Below are 19,272 nucleotides of genomic sequence, written 5' to 3'. Positions count from 1 at the left end.
CGATGGCCCGGTTTGAACGCGCAGAACTGTTGAAACGCTTCCGCGACATGGCAAAGCGCGGCGAGCCCATCATCGGCGGCGGCGCCGGCACCGGCCTGTCGGCCAAGTGCGAGGAAGCCGGTGGCGTCGATCTCATCGTCATCTACAATTCCGGCCGCTATCGCATGGCCGGCCGCGGCTCGCTTGCGGGATTGATGGCTTATGGCGACGCCAACGCCATCGTGCTGGAGATGGCCGGCGAAGTGCTGCCCGTCGTGACCAAAACGCCAGTGCTCGCTGGAGTCAATGGCACGGATCCGTTCCGCGACATGGACGTTTTCCTGGACCAGTTGAAGGCGCTCGGTTTCGCCGGCGTGCAGAACTTTCCGACCGTCGGCCTGATCGACGGCGTGTTCCGCGCCAATCTCGAAGAGACCGGCATGTCCTACGCGCTCGAGATCGACATGATCGCCAAGGCGCGCGAGAAGGACCTGCTGACGACGCCCTACGTCTTTACCGAGAAGGAAGCCGCCGCGATGGCGATCGCGGGCGCGGATATCATCGTCTGTCACCTCGGCCTGACGACCGGGGGCACCATCGGCGCGCAGACCGCGCCGAAGCTCAAGGATTGCCCGGCGCGCATCGACACCTGGGCCTCCGCCGCGCTCAGCGTCAATCCGGACATTCTGGTGCTCGCCCACGGCGGACCGATCGCCGATCCGGACGACGCCGATTTCATCATGAAGAACACCCGCTACTGCCACGGCTTTTACGGCGCCTCCTCGATGGAGCGGCTGCCGGTCGAGCGGGCGCTGACGGATCAGGTACGCAAATTCAAGGCGATCGGCGCGCGATAACGCCGGAAGGTCGAGGGAGGGAAATATGTCAGGGACTCTGGTCGGTGAATTGATCCTCTGGCTGATCGTCGCCATCGTGGTGATCGTGGTCGGCGTCTACATCGTGAACTGGCTCTACCATCGCTCGTCCAAGGAGACCTCATTCGTCCGGACCGGCCTGCTCGGCGAGCGCGTCGTGATCAACGGCGGCGCGTTCGTGCTGCCCTTCATCCACGACTACACGCCGGTCAACATGAACGTGCAGCCGATGGGCATCGTGCGCTCCCGGCAGGACGCCGTGATCACCCGGGACCGCATGCGCGTCGACATCGAGGCCGACTTCTATGTCCGCGTTCAGGCGACCCGCGAAGCCGTGTCCATCGCCGCCGCCACGCTCGGCCGCCGCACCATGGAGCCCGAGAAGCTCCACACCCTGCTCGCCGGCAAATTCATCTCCGCGATCCGTTCGATTGCCTCGGAGATGACCCTGGAACAGATGCACGAGCAACGCGGCGAGTATGTGGCCCGCGTCAAGGCGAACGCGGCCGAGGCCCTCGCTCAGAACGGACTCGAGCTGGAGTCCGTCGCGATCACCGATCTCGACCAGACCGATCTCGAATTCTTCAATCCCTCGAACCGCTTCGACGCCGAAGGTCTGACACGCCTGATGGAGGACATCGAGGCCAAGCGCAAGCTGCGCAACGACATCGAGCAGGATTCGATGATCAAGATCCGCTCCCGGAATCTGGAGGCCGAGCGACAGGCCCTCGAGATCGAGCGCGAAAGTGAGACGGCGCGCCTCGAGCAGGAGCGTGACATCGAGATGCGCCGCGCCCTGCAACGCACCGAGGTCGCGCGTGAGCGGGCCCTGCGCGAGACCGAGGCCGAGCAGGCGCAGATTTCCGCGCGGGAGACCATCGAGAAGGCACGCATCGCCAACGACCAGGCGATCGCGGAAGCCCGCATCGCCTCGGAGCGCGAGACGCGCCAACGGGAGATCGAGCGCACCCGCACCATCGAAGAGAAGGAATTGCTCGCCCGCGAGGAGATCGAGAAGACCCGGATCGCCAACCAGCGCTCGATCGACACCAGCCGCATCGCCTCTGAGCGCGAGGTGCGCCAGCGCGAAATCGAGCGGATGCGTACTATCGAAGAAGCCGAGATCGCCGCCCGCGAGGCGATCGAGAAAGCGCGTATCCAGCAGGACCGGGTGGTGACCGACGCCCGTATTGCCAACGAGGAAGAGACACGGCGCCGCGAGATCGAGCGGACCCGCGCCGTGGACGAAGCCGAGATCGCCGCCCGCGAAGCGACCGAAAAGGCCCGCATCGCCCAGACCATGATTGTCAATGTCGAGCGCATCGCGTCAGACGAGCGCACCCGCGCGCTTGAGATCCAGCAGGTGCGCACGATCCAGGAAGCCGAGATCGAGGCCCAGCGCGCGGTCGAGGCCGCGCGCATCGCCCGTGAGCGGACACTTGCCGCCGAGCGCATCGCCGCTGAGCAGAATACGCGGCAATTGGAGATCGAGCGGAACCAGGCACTCGACGTCGCGGGAATCGCGGCACGCGAGGCGACGGAAGCCACCCGTATCGCCCAGGAGGAACGAGTTCGTTCGCTCGAGATCGCCCGCAACCGCGCCGTCGAGGAAGCCGATATCGCCTCCCGCGAAGCGATCGAGGCCGCGCGCATCGCGCAGGAGAAGGCGATCGCGGCCGAGCGGATCCAGGCCGACAGGGAGACCAAGGCGCTGGAGATCGAGCGGACCGCCGCAGTCGAGGCAGCCGACCTCAAGCGTCGCGACGTAATCGAGCGCCAGCGCATCGGCGTCGATCTCGCGCTGGAGTCCGAGCGGATCAATTCGTCCAAGAAGCGCGAAGTGCTCAATATCGAGCAGAAGAAGGCAATCGAGATCGCGGACGAAGACCGCGTCATCGCGCTCTCCACCAAGCGCTCGGAACGCATCGACGCCGACCGCCAGGTCAAGCAGGCCGAGATCGTCGCACGCAAGGACGTCGAGACCACCGACGTCTCGCGCGAGCAGGCGCTGGAGGCGGCGCGGATCGAACGCCGCCGCTCGATCGAGCAACTCGAGGTCGCCCGCGTCCAGTCGCTCCAGGAAGCCGAGATTGCCGCACGCGAGGAGGTCGAGCGCGCCCGCATTGCCTCCGACCGCGGCCTGGATGAGGCCCGCATCGGCCGTGAGCGCGAGTTGCGGAAGCTCGAAGTCAATCGCGAGAAAGAGGTCGAGACCGTTCTGATGGAGAAGGCGATCGCGATCCACCTGAAGTCGCTGGAAGAATCCGCCGCCCGGGCCTCGGCCGAGGAAGCGCGGATACATGCGACGGAGGCCACCGAGCGCGTCATCACCGCACGTGAAAACGAGATCGCCAGGCGTCGCAAGAGCGTGGAAATCGTGATCGCCGAGAAGCAGGCCGAGGAAACCCGAATTGCAGCCGAAGCCGAGCGCGTTCGCGCGGCCGTGGAAGCCGAGGCGCAGCGGCTGCTCAACGAGGCCGAGAACGTGCTGACCGACCAAGCCCGCTACTCCCTATTCCGCAGAAAGCTGCTCGACCGCATCGAAGGCATCGTGCGCGAGAGCGTCAAGCCGATGGAGAAGATCGAGGGCATCCGCATCCTCCAGGTCGACGGCCTCAACGGCAACGGCCATGGTGGCAATGGCGGCCGCAGCGCCACCGACGAGGTGATCGACTCGGCGCTACGCTACCGCGTGCAGGCGCCGCTCATCGATTCGCTTCTGGCGGATATCGGCGTCGAGGGCGGCAGCCTCGCCAAGATGCCGGGCCTGATCCGCGAGGCCCGCGACATGCAAGGCATCAAGGAGTCCGCCCGCAAGGGCGGCGGTGGAGGCGGAGGCGGCGAGAAGCCGGCTGCAGCTCCCTCGCCTTCCACCGAGGGCGAGCCGCCCGCGGAGCGCAGCCCCCGGAAGAAGAGCTGAGGTCACATCATGGCCCGCGTCTATGTCTCAACCGTCGTCAATGCGCGCAATGATCGCGTCTGGGCGCGGGTGCGCGACTTCAACGGCATGCCGAACTGGCATCCCGCGATCGCGGAAAGCCGCATCGAGGGCGGCGAGCCCTCGGACAAGATCGGCTGTGTCAGGGATTTTCGCCTGCGCAACGGCGACCGCATCCGCGAGAAGCTGCTCGGCCTTTCCGACTACGACATGTTCTGCACCTATTCGATCCTGGAATCCCCCATGGGCGTCGAGAACTACGTCGCGACGTTACGGCTGACGCCGGTCACCGACGGCGACCAGACCTTCATGGAATGGACCGCCGAGTTCGACTGCGCACCCGAACGGGAAGCGGAGCTCGTCGGCAATATCGGCGGCGGCGTGTTCCAGGGCGGCTTCGACGCCCTCAAGCGCCAGTTCGGAGGGTGAGCTCCGTGCCGCATATCGTGAAAAGCACGATCCTGGATGCACCGATCGATGCGGTGTGGGACGTGCTGCGCGATTTCAACGGACACGATCGCTGGCATCCGGCGGTCGCGACCTCCACGATCGAGCGCGCGCACTCTCCTGACAAGATCGGCTGTGTCAGGCGCTTCAAGCTGCAGGACGGATCGGAGCTGCGCGAGCAATTGCTGGCGCTCTCCGATCTCGAGCAGACCTTCAGCTATTGCCTGCTCGATACGCCGGTGCCGATGTTCAACTACGTGGCGCACGTCCGGCTGCTGCCGGTGACCGACGGCGACCGCACCTTCTGGCACTGGGAGTCGCGCTTCAGCACCCGGCCGGAGGACCGCGATCGCATCGTCCACATGGTCGCGGAAGACATCTATCAAGCCGGCTTCGAGGCAATCCGCCGGCACCTGAAGGAGGCGGCATAGCAATGGCCGTGACAGTGAAGACTTTTGCCAGCACCAGCGAAGCGGCCGGCGCGCTGTCGGCAGATCGCGGCGCACGCTATCTCGGCGGCGGCACGCTGGTGATGCGGGCGCTGAACGAGGGTGACGTCTCCGTCTCGACCGTCATCCGCGCCAGCGACCAAGCCCTGACCCGGATCGACGCGTCGGGCCCGCGCGTGACGCTCGGAGCCGGCATCACCTTCGCAAAAATCCTCGCCGAGCGCGACCTCGGCTTCCTGCACGCCCCTGCCCGCTCGATCGGCGGACCCGCGGTGCGCAACATGGGCACGGTCGGGGGCAACCTGTTCGCGCCAAGTCCCTATGGCGACTTCACGGTGGCGCTGCTTGCGCTCGATGCCACCGTCGCCGTGCAGGGCGGCTTTGGCACGCGCGACATCGCCATCGAAGAGTTCTTGCAGTCGCGCGAGCGGCAGGCCGGCACGCTGGTGCTCTCGGTGTCCTGCGCACGGCCGGCGAGCGCGGACGCCTTCCGCTACCACAAGGTCGCTCGTATCAAGCCAAAGGGCGGCTCCGTCATTACGCTCGCAGCCCATCTGCCGATCAGCGGCGGACGGATCGCCGGGGCACGGATCGCGCTGGGCTCGATGGCGCCGACCCAGATTCGGGCACGCGCCGCCGAGCGTGTGCTCGAGGGTCGTTCGCTGGATGCCGCGACCATCGGAGCGGCGGCGTCCGCCGTCACCGAGGGCGCCTCCCCCTTCGACAATGCGCTCGGCAGCGCCTGGTATCGCCGCGAGATCGCCGGCGTCCATCTGCGCCGTCTCCTCTCGGGTCAGGAATAGCTCGTCATGGCCAAAACCGCCCTGCAATTTCGTCATAACGGCCGCGACGTCGCGATCTTCGTCGATGGCGGCACCAATCTGCTGGTGGCTCTGCGCGAACTGATCGGCGATATGACGCCGAAATTCGGCTGCGGCCAGGGCGGCTGTGGCACCTGCAGTGTGCTGATCGACGGCGAGTTGCACCTGTCATGCCTGACGCTGGCGGAAACCGTCGCCGGCCGATCGGTCGAGACGCTCGACGGCCTCAAGCAGGGCCCGAACCTGCATCCGCTCCAGCGTGCCTTCGCCGACAATTTCGCCGCCCAATGCGGCTATTGCACGCCGGGCATGCTGATGGCCGCAAAGGCGCTGCTCGATCGCAATCCGCAGCCTAGCCGCGCTGAGGTCGTCGAGGCGATCTCCGGCAACATCTGCCGCTGCACCGGCTACGAACCCATCATCGATGCCATCCTCGCCGCTTCGGGCGGCCGGGCCAGTGCCTAAAGGATCTTGTCATGCTGGAACTGCGCAAGGACATCTTCGCCGACGAGCGCGACGACAATCTCAATGAGATCGGCAAGGGCACCCAGCGCCAGGACATGCTCGGCCATGTCACGGGCACGTCGAGCTATTTCAACGATCACAAGCTTCAGGGCATGCTGCATCTGAAAGTGGTCCGCTCGACGCAGGCGCACGCGCGGTTGCGCCATATCGACACCACGGAAGCCGAACGCTCGCCCGGCGTACGCCGGATCATCCGCGGCGCCGACGTGCCGCGCAATCTCAACACGCTTCTCAGCCTCATCAACTTTGGCAAGGACGACGAGCCTACGCTGGCGGCGGACAAGGTCCGCTACAAGGGTGAACCGGTCGTCGCCATCGTCGCGGACAGCGAGCGCGAGGCGTTCGAGGCGATCGCAAAGGTGCGGATCGACTACGAGCCGCTGCCGGTCGTGCTCGACGTCGAGGACGCGCTCAAGGCCGGGGCGCCCGTCGTCAACGAGACCTATCCGAAGAACGCCTTCATCTATCACGACGTCCATGATCACCAGAAGCTGCGCTTCGGCGATGCCGACGCCGCGCTCGCGACCGCCGACCACGTGCTCGAACAGCGCTACCAGATGTCTCCGATCGAGCACGCGCCGACCGAAACCAATGGCGCGATCGCTGCGCCCGACACCAACGGGCGCTACGTCGTCTACACCTCGACGCAGGCGCTGTTCTTCTCGGTCGACACCTGCGCCAAGATCCTGGACCTGCCTTCCAACACCTTTCACTTCATCGGCGGCACGGTCGGCGGCGGCTTTGGCGGCAAGGTGGATACGCTGACCGAGCCGCTCGCGATCCTGGGCGCGATGCTGACCGGGCGTCCCGTCCGCTATGTGTTCGGCCGCGAGGAGGAGATGCAGTACGGCCCGCCCCGCGGGGCCGAGCGCATCTACATCAAGGACGGCGTGATGCGGGATGGCCGTGTCATCGCGCGAAAAATCCGCGCCTATTTCGACAGCGGCGCCTATACGAGGCTTTCCAGCTACGCCGCCGTGAAATGCGCCGCGCATCTGCCCGGGCCATACACTATCCCCAATGTCTATGGCGACGTCTATTGCGTCTTCACCAACCGGACGCCCGCGACGGCGATGCGCGGTTTCGGCGTCACCGCGATGGATTTTGCGATCGAGTGCCAGATGGACAAGCTGGCGAACCTCGTCGGCATGGACCCGATGGAGTTCCGGATCCTCAATGCCTATCGCGACGGCGACATGAAGGCGCATCGGCGTGAAGCCAAGAACACCGCACTGATCGAATGCGTCCAGGTCGCCGCCGAGAAGGCGAAATGGCCGATCCGAGAGGAGTTCAAGCGAGCGTCGTCGCGCAAGGACGGCGGCGGCAGCCGTGCCGTTATCCCGCCGACACCGACGGATTCGCGCAGCCGGCCGGCCGCGCCAGTCCAGCAGCGCACCAGCTATGACCGGCTCCCACCCACCGTCACCCGCGAACCACCGCGCGAGCCGCCGCCCCCCGCGCCGTCGCCACCTCCACCGCGGCCGGCCGCGCCCTCGCATGGCGCGCCCCGCTTCTCCTCCGTGTTCGGCACCAGGAGACGCTGATGACCCGGCATCGCGGACGCGGCATGGCGTCGATCAACTATCCCATCGGCATGAATCTCGGCGGCGATCCCAGCCAGGCGTTGGTTCATTCCAACCCGAGCGGCAAGTTCACGGTGGCGCTGTCGTCGATCGACCTTGGCCAGGGCATGAAGTCGGTGACGCGGCAGATTTGCGCGGAGACGCTGGGCGTTCCTGTCGAGGACGTCTATGTCGACACTGCGGATTCCGACACCGGTCCGCATTGCATGGGCTCCTTCGCCTCGCGCGGCACCCATCGCGTCGGCAATGCGGTGATGGCCGCGGCGCGCGAGGCGCGCGGTGTGATGATGGAGGCGGCCGCCGAGGAGCTCGAGGTCAACGCCGCCGATCTCGAAACTGACGGGCGCGGTAACATTCACGTCAAGGGTGCGCCGCATCGCTCGATCTCGACCAAGGACGTCGCCATCGCCGCCCAGTTCAAGCAGGGCAAGACCATCTCCGGCCGCGGCATATTCCTCGTGCCCCTGTCCAACGTCGACCCCGAAACCGGCGAGATGTCTCCGGCGACCTGCTACGCCCATGCCTGTCTCGTGGCGGAGGTCGAGGTCGACGACGAGACCGGTGAAGTCGCGATGGTCCGCATGGACTCCGCCTATGAGCTCGGCCGCGCGCTCAATCCGCGCCTGGTCGAGCAGCAGCTCGTGGGCGGCGCGTGGATGGGCATCAGCCACGCGCTGTACGAGACGACGGAGCCTCACTATCCCGACCCCGTTCACGGCCCCCGCGACTTCGTCGAATACCTGATGCCCGGCCCGGGCGACATTTGCCCGCACGATATCGCCGTGCTGGAGCGCCCCGCGCCAGATGGCCCGTTCGGCGCCAAGGGACCGGGCGAAATGTGCGCCAATCCTGTGCTGCCGGCTGTCGCGAATGCGATTTTCAACGCCGTCGGCGTCCGCATCGACGATCTGCCGATTACGCCGGAAAAGTTGCTGCGCGCGATCAAGACCCAGGGCGGCGCGCGGCCACAGGCGCGACGCTGAGACTGGCCATGGCAGTTCGCAGCAACATCGTTGGCATCGACAGCCCCGAAGCGCTGGAGAAGGCGCTTCGGGCGGCCTATTACCTCGCCGATGAAGGGCTCGCGACCGCGGCCTATCTCGGCCTTGCCCTCGGCAAACCGCTCCTGCTCGAGGGCGCCCCCGGCGTCGGCAAGACCGAGGCCGCGAAGGCCATCGCCGCCGTCCTCGGCCGCCGCCTCATTCGCCTGCAATGCTACGAGGGCATCGACGCCTCGGCCGCGCTCTACGAGTGGAACTATCCACGCCAGATGCTCGCGATCCGCCAGGCTGGCGACGAGAGCATCGACATCTATGGCGAGACGTTTCTGATAGAGCGGCCGATGCTGGCGACGCTTCGCGCGCCCGACTCCACCGTGCTGCTGATCGATGAAATCGACCGCGCCGACCAGGAGTTTGAGGCGTTCCTGCTCGAATTTCTCTCGGACTTCCAGATTTCGATCCCCGAACGCGGCACAGTGCGCGCGGCCGAACGTCCTGTCGTCGTGCTGACATCGAATCGAACGCGCGACCTGCACGAAGCCTTGCGCCGCCGCTGTGTCTACCACTGGATCGACTATCCCACCGAAGAGCGGGAGGCGCGTATCGTGATGCTGCGGGCCTCCAGCGTCGCCGAGGCGACCGCGCGGGCCGTCGTCGCGGCCGTCGGCAAATTGCGCCGCGAGCCGCTCAGCAAGGCACCAGGCATCGCGGAAGCCGTCGACTGGGCTGAAGCGGCGACGCTCCTTCACAAGGGCGGTGCGCGCTGGCCCGACGCCTTCAGGCGCTCGATCGGCGTGGCGCTGAAAGACGAGGAAGACCTGCACTTCATCTCGCCACGGCTCGACGTCATGCTCGCGGAGGCAACCGCATGAGCACCGAGCCGGAGCTTCCGCGCGCCGCCCGCATCTTCGTCTCCTTCGTCGCGCTGCTGCGCGCCAACGGCTTTGCCGTCGCGCCCGAGCAGACCACCTCCTATCTCGCCGCGATCGAGCTGCTCGGGCCGCGCGACCTCAACGACATCAGGCAATCGGCTCTGGCCACGCTCGCCCCGCCACCCGAGCGCCGCACGACCTTCGACCGGCTGTTCGACCTGCACTTCCGCGGCAGCGAAGCCATCGAACATGTCGATGACGGCGAGGACGACGAGACTGTCCGGCTCCAGGAAGAGGGCCGCGGCGAACAGGACCCCCTGTTTTCCGACGAAGCCAACGAATCCGGCCTCAGTGCGACGCGCACCGAGGCGCTGGTGGAGCGCCGCTTCGCCCAGCTCTCCGCCACCGACGCGCTCCGCCGCCTGGCGCGCGAGGCCTCCCGGCGCCTGCCGCAGCGTCGCGGCCACCGGCGCATGCGCGCCCGCCGCGGGCCGTTTGCCGACCTTCGCCGAACCCTGCGCGAGTGTGTCCGGAACGACGGCGAGATCCTGCGGCTCGGGCACCTGAAGCGGCGCCCGCGCCGACGAAAACTCCTGCTGCTGATTGACGTCTCCGGCTCGATGAAGACGCGCACCGAGGAGAACATGAAGCTCGCGCATGCGCTGGTACAGGCCGCGCCCAATGTCGAGGTCTTCACCTTCGGCACGCGGCTGACCCGCGTCACCCGCCCATTGCGCCTCAAGCGTCGCGAGCAGGCGCTGAGCGCGGCGGCGCACCTCGTCAGCGACTGGGATGGCGGCACCCGCATCGGCGACGCGCTGCAAGCCTTCCTCGCGGTGCCGCGGTTCGGTGGTTACGCGCGAGGCGCGGCCGTCGTCGTCGTGTCGGACGGGCTGGAGCGCGGCGAAGTCCATGCGTTACGCGACGCGGTCGCAAAGCTGTCGCGGCGCGCCTGGCGCGTGAGCTGGCTGACGCCGCTCGCGACGGGCCCGGACTTCCGCCCGCAGACCGAGGCGCTGGTGGCCATAGAGCGCTTCGTCGATGATCTCGTGGATGGCGGTTCAAGCGCGTCGATTGTCGCGCACATTCTGACGTTGGGACGGAGGAGAGCGGCGTGAGCGACATTGTCGACGGCCATCATCACATCTGGCGGCAGGCCGACCTGCCCTGGCTGACCGGCCCAATGCAGCCGCGCATCTTTGGACCCTACGAGCCGATCCGTCGCGATTATCCGATCCGGGAATATCTCGACGACCTCAAGGACACCGGCGTCACCCGTTCGGTCTATGTCCAGACCAACTGGGCCAACGACCGTTTCGAGGATGAAGCCGCCTGGGTCCAACAGACTGCCGACGAGCACGGCTGGCCGCATGCCATCGTCGCCTACGCCGATTTCGCCGTCGACGACGTGCGCCCGCAACTCGATCGCCTGAAGCGCTACCCGCTCGTGCGCGGCGTGCGCATGCAGCTGCACTGGCACGACAATCCGCTCTATCGCTTCGCGGCCAAGCCCGATCTCTGCGTCGATCCCATGGTCCGCCGCAACATCGCACGCCTGGCCGACTACGGCTGGAGCTTTGACCTCCAGGTCTTCACGCCGCAGATGCCGGACGCGGCGCAACTCGCCGAGTCCTGCCCCAGGGTGACCTTCATCCTCCAGCATGCCGGCATGCTGGAAGACCTCTCGCCGGCGGGCCGGGCCGCCTGGCGCGCCGGGATGGCCCGGCTCGCGGTCTGTCCGAACGTGGTCTCAAAACTCTCCGGGCTCGGCACCTTCATCCATCGCAACGATCCCGCACACATCGCGGCCGTCCTTACCGATACCGTCGCGATTTTCGGCGCGGAGCGCTGCCTGTTTGGCTCCAATTTTCCGATCGAGAAATTGTGGACCAGCTATCGGGAGCTCGTCGACGCCTTTCGTGCCGCAGCCGCGAGGCTGACGACCGAGCAGCAGGACGCAATTTTCGGGACGACGGCAACGCGCGTCTACCGGCTTTGACAGACAAGAACAGAACAGGGAGGGAAACGAATGGCGCTGGAGATCAAGATCCTGGACTATGGCGATATCGAGCTGGAATCGAGCTTTCTGGTCCTCGGCCGCGACTGCGGCCGCACGCGCCGCGTCCTCACCCTCGGCTTTCTGATCCTCGGCGGCAAATATCCGGTCGTGGTCGATACCGGTTACCGCTCCAACCAGATCATGGAAACGCTCGGGATGCGCGGCCTGCAATACCATGAGCACATGATCGAGAACCAGCTCGCCCGCCACGGCGTGCGCATGGGCGACGTCCGCTTCGTCTGCCACACCCATCTGCACATCGACCACGCCGGCAAGGACGATCTGTTTCCGATGAATACGACCGTCGTCCTCAACCGGAAAGAACTCGAATATTCCGTCTCCGGCTTGATGCATCCGCAATATCCGGCGCCCGACATCAAGCATCTCATCGACCGACTGCACACCAAGAGTGCGCTGCGCTTCCTCGACCTCGAGATCACAGGTCCTATCGAGCTGATGCCCGGCGTCTATTGCGATGCGGCCAATGCACATACCGAGGGATCGATGAACGTCATCGTCGAGACTGCCGACGGCATCGCGACGATCTGCGGCGACGTGATCTACGACTTCAACGACCAGATCGTCACGCCATTCAACGAGATCCACGACTGGGAGCCGCGGACGACGGGAAACCACGGCACCAGCAAGCGGGCCGAGAAGGCATCGATCAAGAAGCTGCTCAGCAATTCGCGCTATCTGCTGCCGGTGCACGACAGGCCGGCCAAGATCGAGGGCGGCATGGTCGTCGGACGGCTGCACGACCAGGTCCCCGGCCCGATCGTGCAGTCGCTGCCTGCGCGCAACTGGTTCCCTGCCTGACGTGACCTGAGGATATCGACCGATGACGCACGTCACCTTGCGCTCCGAATTCGAGAGCCTGATCGACCCCTACGCGCCGGTCGCGCAGGTCGGAACGGGTTTTGACTTCACGGAGGGGCCGATCTGGCATCCGGTCGATCACTATCTCCTGTTCTCGGACATGCCGGGCGACGTGCGGCGGCGCTGGGATGCGCGGCGCGGCGTCGCGGAGGTCAAGCGCCCGTCGAACAAATGCAACGGCATGACCTACGATGCCGAGCTCAATCTGATCGTCTGCGAGCACGCGACCTCGTCGCTGATCCGTGAGCGACCGGACGGGCGGCGCGAGGTGCTGGCCTCGCACTTCCAGGGACAGGAGCTCAACAGCCCCAACGACGTCTGCGTGCACTCCTCCGGTGCCATCTATTTCTCCGATCCCTGGTATGGCCGCATGCCGGTCTATGGTGTCGAGCGGCCGCGCCAGCTCGGCTTCCAGGGCGTCTATCGCGTCATGCCCGGCGGCGAGCCGACGCTCGTGGTGGACCGCAATTTGTTCGACCAGCCGAACGGGCTGTGCTTCTCGCCCGACGAGAAACTGCTCTATGTCAACGACACCGTGCAGGCGCTGATCCGCGTATTCGACGTCAACGGCGACGGCTCGCTGTCGAACGCGCGCGTGTTCGCGAGCGGCATCCGCTCCGAGCTGGAGCCGGGCCTGCCCGACGGCATGAAGTGCGACCAGCATGGCAATGTCTGGGTCACCGCCCCCGGCGGTGTCTGGGTCTATTCGCCGCGCGGCGAGTTGCTGGGGAAGGTCCGCGTGCCTGAGCTCGTCGCCAACCTTGCCTGGGGTGGCCCGGATTTCCGCACGCTCTATCTGACGTCGACGCATTCGGTCTATGCGATCCCGACCAAGGCCGGGCCGCGTCATGAGCCCTATATGAGCGGCAAACGCGGCAGCGGCGGCGCAAGCGCCGGCCCCGCGGCTGCGGCGCCCATCCTCGCCGACGGCGAGATGCGGCTCGATCCGAGCCGCTGCGCCATGATCATCCAGGATCTTCAGAACGACGTCATCATGGATGGCGGCGCATTCGCCGAGTCAGGCGCACCGGGTCATGCGAAGCAACAGCATGTGGTCGAGAACGTCCGGCGCTTGGCGGAGACAGCTCGCGCGCGCGGCGTCGCCATCATCCATGTCTGGTTCGTGGTCGAGCCCGGCGCACCCGGCGTGACGCTGAACGCACCGCTGTTCGAGGGTCTCGTCGACAGCAAGGCGATGGTGCGCGGCAGCTGGGGCGCCGCCCCGGTCTCCGGCCTCGAGCCGCGGCCCGGCGATTTCGTCGTCGAGAAGATGCGGATGAGCGCCTGGGAGGGCACCCGGCTAGAGACGATCCTCAAGGCCACGGGGCGCGACATGATCATCAATACCGGCGCATGGACCAACATGTCGGTCGAGCACACCGCGCGCACCGGCGCCGACAAGGGCTATTTCATGATTGTGCCGGAAGACTGCTGCTCGACCATGAATGCCGACTGGCACTCCGCCTCGATCAATTTTGCCATGCAGAACGTCGCAATCGTCACCCGGGCGGACGCCGTCATCAGAGCGCTGGGATGAGTGGTGGCAAAGCTTTTGCACCTCTCCTGCTCGCCCCGCGCCGACTCCGAGTCGAGCGCCGGCGCGCGCGTCTTTCTTGACGGGTTTCGGCAGGCCCGTCCGGACTGGGATATCGACGTCGTGGATCTCTGGCGCGAGCGGCTGCCGGAATTCGCAGGTCCCATCGTCGAGGCCAAATATGCGCGCATGAAGGCGCAGCCCTTCAACGACGCGCAACGGGACAGCTTTGCCGAGGCCGAGCGGATGGCGCTGCGCTTTTCACTGGCCGATCGGGTGCTGATCTCGACGCCGATGTGGAACTTCAGCATTCCCTACAAGCTCAAGCAATGGTTCGATATCATCGTCCAGCCTGGGCTCACCTTTCGGTTCGATCCCTCCCTGGGATATCTCCCGCTGCTGAAGGACCGGCCGACCACGGTGATCCTCGCCAGTGGCAGCGATTTCGCCACCGGAATGAACCGCGGGCGCATCGACATGGCAACGCCTTACCTGCGGGAAATTTTGCGCTTTATCGGTATCAGCAATGTCCGTTTCGTGCCGATCGGGCCAACCACCGGACCGCAACAGCCCATCGAGGCTGCCCGCGAAAGAGCCCATCAGCACCTCGCAGCAATGGCAGCGAACTTCTGAGCACCGTTGAGGCCGCTGCGTCGCTTCGCGACATCTATCGAAGCAAGCTGCGTATCACCTGCGAACGCTAATCACGGCAGGTTGTCCCGCAGAAAAATGTCGATTCGGATGCGCTCCTGGTCGGGGCTGATGGGCTCACCCGAACAATGCGCGAGCAGAACTCGCGCCGCAGACCGCGCCTCGTGACCGGGATCCTGGTTGATGATGGCATCGAGCGTGCCGCGGACCAGGAAACGCCGCGTGTACTGGGTCAGCTCGTGCGTGATCCAGACCACTTCGCGCGCGCGGCCCAAGGCCTCCAGCGCATTGGCGATGCCGCGGTTCCCGGCGCCACAGCAGTAGATGCCGCGGAGATCGGCGTGGCGCGCCAGCAGCGCGGCCGTGAGCTCCCGCGTGCGCTCGCTGTCGTCGCGGCCTTCGATCACCGGCAGCGCGAGCAGGTTCGGATACTCGCTGGACAGGATCTGGTGGAAGCCGAACTGCCGCTCGGTGTGATCGCGCAGCGATAACGATCCCGCGATCACGGCAACCTTCCCCTCGCGGCCGGCGAGGAAACGCCCCATCAGCGTTGCCGCAGTTCGCCCCGCGGCCGGGTTGTCGATACCGACATAATGCAGCCGCCGCGAGCTCGGCGCGTCCGACACCAGGGTCACCACGGCGACCCCGCGCGCGGCGAGCTCGTCGATCGCGGCGCGCACCCTGGGATGGTCGAGCGCGATGACGGCGACGCCCTGATAGGCCGGCGACAGGTTTTCCAACGCACCAGCGAGCACATCCGGATCGAACACGTCGACATGGAGGATATCGATGAAGCCGCGGTGGCCGGCGAGCCAGTCCGCGGTGCGTTGGACCTGCTCGGCCAGGTTGGTCATGAAGCTGTTGCTGCCGCTCGGCAGCACGAAGGCGAAGCGGAACGTCTGCCCGCGGGCGAGCCGCGCGGCCGCGACGTCGGCACGATAGCCGAGTTTTGCAACCGCAGCTTCGACACGCGCGACGGTCTTGGCACGCACGCCCTCGCGCCGGTTGACGACTCGGTCGACGGTAGCGAGCGAAACGCCCGCGGCGCGTGCGACGTCCTCAAGCGTAGCGCGAACCGTCGGCTGGGTCGCGCCAGCTGTCATTCCCGCGCCGCCCACAGCATGCCGCGGGTCATCAACGTGCGGATCTCCGGTACGTCGAGCTCGTAAGCGCGGTGGCCGAGCGAGGAGTAGAACACCCTGCCCGCGCCGTATCGCTTCTTCCAGACCACAGGCATCACCACGCCGTCGATCCAGGGCGCGTGCTCGCCCGTGAAGGTCGTCGTCGCCAGCACCTCGTTGGCGGGGTCGACATGCATGTAGTACTGCTCGGAACGATGCTCGAAACTCTTCAGCCCCTTCATGATGGGGTCATCCGGCTTCGTCAAGTCGACCTTGTAGTCGATGATGTTGCCGGGATGCGCGACCCACTGCCCGCCACACAGGAACTGGTAGTCGACGGACTCGCGGAACGCATCGCACATGCCGCCATGATGCCCGGCCAGCCCGACGCCGCCACGCACCGCCGCGCAGAGATTGAGCGCTTCCGCCTTCTCGATCTTCGACATAGTGTAGATCGGGATGATCAGCGACAGATCGTGGATCGCAGGATCGGCGAAAGCCGCCGTCGTGGTCTCGACCCGGACCTCGAAGCCTTCCGCCTTCAGCCAGCCGCGGATCATCGAGGCACAGAGATCGGGATCGTGTCCCGGCCAGCCGCCCCATACAATCATTGCCTTGCGCATGGTCATTCCCTCAGTCGATCTGTCCGGTTTCACGTCCGGCCGGCAGCATCGCCGGCCGCTCGACGCAGCTCCCGATCTTGACGCGGCGTCCTTCGTCGGCGGAGGTCTGGAATGCCTCCATCACCTCGAGCACATGGAAAGCGAGCGCGCCGCTGGCGCGATGCGGGCGGTTGTTCAGGATCGCGGAAGCCATGTCGGCCACACCGATGGAACGAAACTCGCCGTCGACATGACCGTGGGTCAGCGGCACCGGCTCCCATTCACCGCCAGTCTTCGCGACCTGCACCTCGCCGCCGAACCGGTTCGGGTCCGGCACCAGCATGCTGCCCTTGTCGCCATAGATCTCGATCGGCGCGTGCCGGTGCTTCGGCACGTCGAAGCTCATCGCGATCGAGACGACCGCCCCGCTCTCGAATTCGAGCGTGCCGGCGACATGGGTCGAAACCTCGACCGGAATCAGGGTGCCGTTCATCGGCTGGCTGGTGACCAGCCGTTCGGATTTCGAGCGCGCCGTCGAGCCCATCACGCTTGCGACCGGGCCAAGCAGCTGCACGAGATCCGTGATGTAGTACGGCCCCATGTCGAGCATCGGCCCTCCGCCGCGAAGGTAATAGAAGCCCGGCGACGGGTGCCAGCGCTCATGGCCAGGGCACCCGAAGAAGACGCTGCCCGCGACCGGCGTGCCTATCGCGCCATCGTCGATCAGCTTGCGCGCGGTCTGGTGGCCACCGCCAAGAAACGTATCGGGCGCGCAGCCGACGCGAAGGTCCTTCTGCGCGGCGAGATCCATCACCTTGCGGGCTTCCGCAACGTTGATGCCGAGCGGCTTCTCGGAATGAACGTGCTTGCCCGCGTTCAGCACCGCGAGGCTGACGTCGGTGTGGGCGAGCGGCACCGTGAGATTGATGACGATCTCGACATCCTCTCGCTTGAGCAGTTGATCGACCCGCATCGCCGGCAGCCCGAAGGCGGCACCCTGCCGCTCCGCCGCATCGCTGCTCATATCGGCGAGCGCCTTGATTTCCATGACCGGAAAGCGCTGGGCCGCCTTCAGATAGGCGGTGCTGATATTGCCGCAGCCGATGATTCCGATGCCGACTTTTCTCATTGTGATCTCCGTAAGGTATCGTTCATCCCTTGACCGCGCCTGCGGTGAGGCCGGCGACGATGTGCTTCTGCGCCAGAAGAAAGAGAATGATGGTTGGCAGGATGGTCAGCGTGATGAAGGCCAGGATCAGGTTCCATTCGGACGAATACTCACCCTGATAAACCATGATGCCGAGCGGCCAGGGATAGAGCGCATCGGTGTTGAGCATCACCAGCGGCAACAGATAGGCGTTCCAGCTGTTGACGAAAGTGATGGTCCCGACGGTCGCCAGGATCGGTCGCGACAACGGCAGCGTCACATAGCGGAAGAATTTGATGTAGCTGCAGCCGTCGACCAGCGCGGCCTCGAGCAGTTCATAGGGAATGTCCTTGAAGAAACGCCGCAGCAGCAGCACGCTCATCGCGAGGCCGAAGGCCACCTGCGGCAGCGCCACGCCAAAATAGGTATCGAGCAGCCCGAGATCGCGCACCTTGATGAACAGCGGCAGCACCGCGGTCGCCGCCGGAAACAGCAGGCCGAGCGTCAGGTAGCTCAGCAGCATCGATGAGCCGTAGAACCTGACATGGGCGAAGGTGAACGCCGCCATCGAGGCGACGATCAGGGTCAGGGTCACCGTAAGCGTCGAGATGATCAGGGAGTTGCGCAGAAGCTGCCAGTAGCGTGCGGAGAACAGGATGTCGGCATAATTCTGCCACTCCCAGTGACGTGGCAGGCCGAACGGATTGACGCGCAATTCGCCGAGCGATTTGAAGCCGCCGAGCAAGGTCGCGAGCAGCGGCACCAGCACGAAGACGGCAACGACGGCGAGGAACACCGCCTTGAACAGCACGGCAGGATCGAACGGCGTACGACTGGTCTCGGTGCTACTCATCACGCATGAACCATCGCTTGTACGTGAAGGCAAAGGTCACGCAGATCGTGAACAGAATGACGCCGATGGCACTGCCATAGCCGACCCGCATGCGGGAGATGCCGTTGTTGTAGAGGAAGCTCACCAGCGTGTTCGAGGAGTCCGCGGGCCCCCCGCGCGTCAGCGGCATAACGAGGTCGAACAGCTGCAGCGAGCCGACGATGGCGAAGAACACCGAGAGCCGAATCGTCGGATAGAGCAAGGGGATGACCACATGTCGTAGGGCTTGCGAACGCGTCGCGCCGTCGATGCGCGCGGCCTCGATCAGGCTTTTGTCGAGGCCCTGGAGCGCCGCGATGAACAGCATCATGTGGAAACCGAAGTACTTCCAGACGACGACGATCAGCACAGCCAGCATGGCCGTGTCGGTCGAGGCCAGCAGATGCGGGGGCTCGGCGCCGAAGGTACGCCAGATCGAGGCGACAAGGCCGTAATCGCCGTCGTAGACGAAGCTGAAGATCAGCCCGGTCGCGATCTCGGCCAGGATATAAGGCATGAAGAACAGCATGCGCAGCGCCACCGCCCCGCGAAAGCGTTCGGCGAGCATCAAGGCCAGCGTGAGCGCAAGCGGCAGCTGGATGGCGAGCGAAACAGCGATGATCAGCCCGTTGTTGCGCAGCGCGAGCCAGAAGGCGCGTGTCTCCAACACGAAACGGTAATTGTCGAAGCCGATCCAGTTGGTCGGCCTGCCGAACCCGTTCCAGTTGAAGGCCGAGTACCAGGCCGCCTCGCCGATCGGCAGCACCACGAACAGCGTGAACAACAGCAGCGCCGGCGGCAGGAACAGGATCAGGACCGTCAGCCTGCCGTCCCAGCTCGGGCCGCGGTTGGCGACCCGCGGGACCAGCTCACCGGCAACGTCCATCGCCGACACGCTCGCGGCCCGGCGTGCCACCG

General features: G+C 65.7%; 19 protein-coding genes. 14 read left to right on the top strand and 5 right to left on the bottom strand.

What is annotated here, in order from left to right; all coding sequences use genetic code 11:
- The first annotated feature begins 2 nt into the window (after positions 1 to 2).
- The 14 genes from AC0L3X_RS09405 to AC0L3X_RS09340 are packed head-to-tail and all read left to right on the top strand — an operon-like array spanning position 3 to position 14,595.
- Positions 3 to 836 carry a phosphoenolpyruvate hydrolase family protein gene (locus AC0L3X_RS09405; RefSeq protein WP_063984343.1) on the top strand — a complete coding sequence of 278 codons (834 nt, stop codon included), beginning with the start codon at positions 3 to 5 and terminating at the stop codon, positions 834 to 836.
- Between the two features lie 25 nt (positions 837 to 861).
- Positions 862 to 3,774: a flotillin family protein gene (locus tag AC0L3X_RS09400; protein WP_063984344.1), complete on the top strand. Its 2,913-nt coding sequence runs from the start codon at positions 862 to 864 to the stop codon at positions 3,772 to 3,774.
- A gap of 9 nt (positions 3,775 to 3,783) precedes the next feature.
- A complete protein-coding gene (locus tag AC0L3X_RS09395; protein WP_014496426.1) occupies positions 3,784 to 4,221 on the top strand; it encodes an SRPBCC family protein in 438 nt (145 codons plus the stop codon).
- Positions 4,222 to 4,226: 5 nt separating this feature from the next.
- Positions 4,227 to 4,670, top strand: coding sequence for an SRPBCC family protein (locus AC0L3X_RS09390; protein WP_473316378.1), 444 nt, complete (start codon positions 4,227 to 4,229; stop codon positions 4,668 to 4,670).
- A 2-nt stretch (positions 4,671 to 4,672) separates the two neighbouring features.
- Positions 4,673 to 5,491, top strand: coding sequence for an FAD binding domain-containing protein (locus AC0L3X_RS09385; RefSeq protein ID WP_063984345.1), 819 nt, complete (start codon positions 4,673 to 4,675; stop codon positions 5,489 to 5,491).
- A gap of 6 nt (positions 5,492 to 5,497) precedes the next feature.
- Complete coding sequence (locus AC0L3X_RS09380) at positions 5,498 to 5,974, top strand: (2Fe-2S)-binding protein (RefSeq protein WP_038941740.1); 477 nt, start codon at positions 5,498 to 5,500, stop codon at positions 5,972 to 5,974.
- Positions 5,975 to 5,985: 11 nt separating this feature from the next.
- On the top strand, positions 5,986 to 7,578 hold the full coding sequence (locus AC0L3X_RS09375) for a xanthine dehydrogenase family protein molybdopterin-binding subunit (protein ID WP_063984346.1): 1,593 nt from the start codon (positions 5,986 to 5,988) through the stop codon (positions 7,576 to 7,578).
- The gene (locus AC0L3X_RS09370; RefSeq protein WP_473316377.1) at positions 7,578 to 8,600 is read left to right on the top strand and encodes a xanthine dehydrogenase family protein molybdopterin-binding subunit; all 1,023 of its coding nucleotides are present in this window, start codon (positions 7,578 to 7,580) and stop codon (positions 8,598 to 8,600) included. Before AC0L3X_RS09375 ends, AC0L3X_RS09370 begins: the two co-directional genes overlap by 1 nt.
- A gap of 8 nt (positions 8,601 to 8,608) precedes the next feature.
- Positions 8,609 to 9,490: an AAA family ATPase gene (locus AC0L3X_RS09365; RefSeq protein ID WP_063984347.1), complete on the top strand. Its 882-nt coding sequence runs from the start codon at positions 8,609 to 8,611 to the stop codon at positions 9,488 to 9,490.
- A complete protein-coding gene (locus tag AC0L3X_RS09360; protein WP_231144503.1) occupies positions 9,487 to 10,608 on the top strand; it encodes a vWA domain-containing protein in 1,122 nt (373 codons plus the stop codon). The genes AC0L3X_RS09365 and AC0L3X_RS09360 overlap by 4 nt, the downstream gene beginning before the upstream one ends.
- Positions 10,605 to 11,489, top strand: a complete 885-nt coding sequence (locus AC0L3X_RS09355) for an amidohydrolase family protein (RefSeq protein ID WP_283018586.1) — start codon at positions 10,605 to 10,607, stop codon at positions 11,487 to 11,489. The genes AC0L3X_RS09360 and AC0L3X_RS09355 overlap by 4 nt, the downstream gene beginning before the upstream one ends.
- 30 nt (positions 11,490 to 11,519) lie before the next feature.
- Complete coding sequence (locus AC0L3X_RS09350) at positions 11,520 to 12,368, top strand: N-acyl homoserine lactonase family protein (RefSeq protein ID WP_028147221.1); 849 nt, start codon at positions 11,520 to 11,522, stop codon at positions 12,366 to 12,368.
- A gap of 22 nt (positions 12,369 to 12,390) precedes the next feature.
- Positions 12,391 to 13,965, top strand: coding sequence for an isochorismatase family protein (locus AC0L3X_RS09345; protein WP_063984349.1), 1,575 nt, complete (start codon positions 12,391 to 12,393; stop codon positions 13,963 to 13,965).
- 3 nt (positions 13,966 to 13,968) lie between these two features.
- Entirely contained in the window at positions 13,969 to 14,595 is a 627-nt protein-coding gene (locus tag AC0L3X_RS09340; protein WP_063986524.1) for an FMN-dependent NADH-azoreductase, read from the top strand.
- Between the two features lie 71 nt (positions 14,596 to 14,666).
- Here AC0L3X_RS09340 and AC0L3X_RS09335 read toward each other — a convergent pair whose 3' ends face one another.
- Genes AC0L3X_RS09335 through AC0L3X_RS09315 form a run of 5 tightly spaced genes read right to left on the bottom strand, consistent with a single transcriptional unit; the run spans position 14,667 to position 19,270 of the window.
- The gene (locus AC0L3X_RS09335) at positions 14,667 to 15,716 is read right to left on the bottom strand and encodes a LacI family DNA-binding transcriptional regulator (RefSeq protein ID WP_063986525.1); all 1,050 of its coding nucleotides are present in this window, start codon (positions 15,714 to 15,716) and stop codon (positions 14,667 to 14,669) included.
- Positions 15,713 to 16,357 (bottom strand): ThuA domain-containing protein, encoded by a 645-nt coding sequence (locus AC0L3X_RS09330; protein WP_014496439.1) that lies wholly within the window; start codon positions 16,355 to 16,357, stop codon positions 15,713 to 15,715. Before AC0L3X_RS09330 ends, AC0L3X_RS09335 begins: the two co-directional genes overlap by 4 nt.
- Before the next feature lie 10 nt (positions 16,358 to 16,367).
- Complete coding sequence (locus AC0L3X_RS09325) at positions 16,368 to 17,465, bottom strand: Gfo/Idh/MocA family protein (RefSeq protein WP_354131502.1); 1,098 nt, start codon at positions 17,463 to 17,465, stop codon at positions 16,368 to 16,370.
- A gap of 22 nt (positions 17,466 to 17,487) precedes the next feature.
- Entirely contained in the window at positions 17,488 to 18,336 is an 849-nt protein-coding gene (locus AC0L3X_RS09320; RefSeq protein WP_063984351.1) for a carbohydrate ABC transporter permease, read from the bottom strand.
- Positions 18,329 to 19,270 (bottom strand): carbohydrate ABC transporter permease, encoded by a 942-nt coding sequence (locus AC0L3X_RS09315; protein ID WP_063984352.1) that lies wholly within the window; start codon positions 19,268 to 19,270, stop codon positions 18,329 to 18,331. Before AC0L3X_RS09315 ends, AC0L3X_RS09320 begins: the two co-directional genes overlap by 8 nt.
- Between the last annotated feature and the right edge of the window lie 2 nt (positions 19,271 to 19,272).

The organism is Bradyrhizobium sp. MI1.7, assembly GCF_055811795.1.
This window is presented reverse-complemented; position numbering and strand designations above follow the sequence as displayed.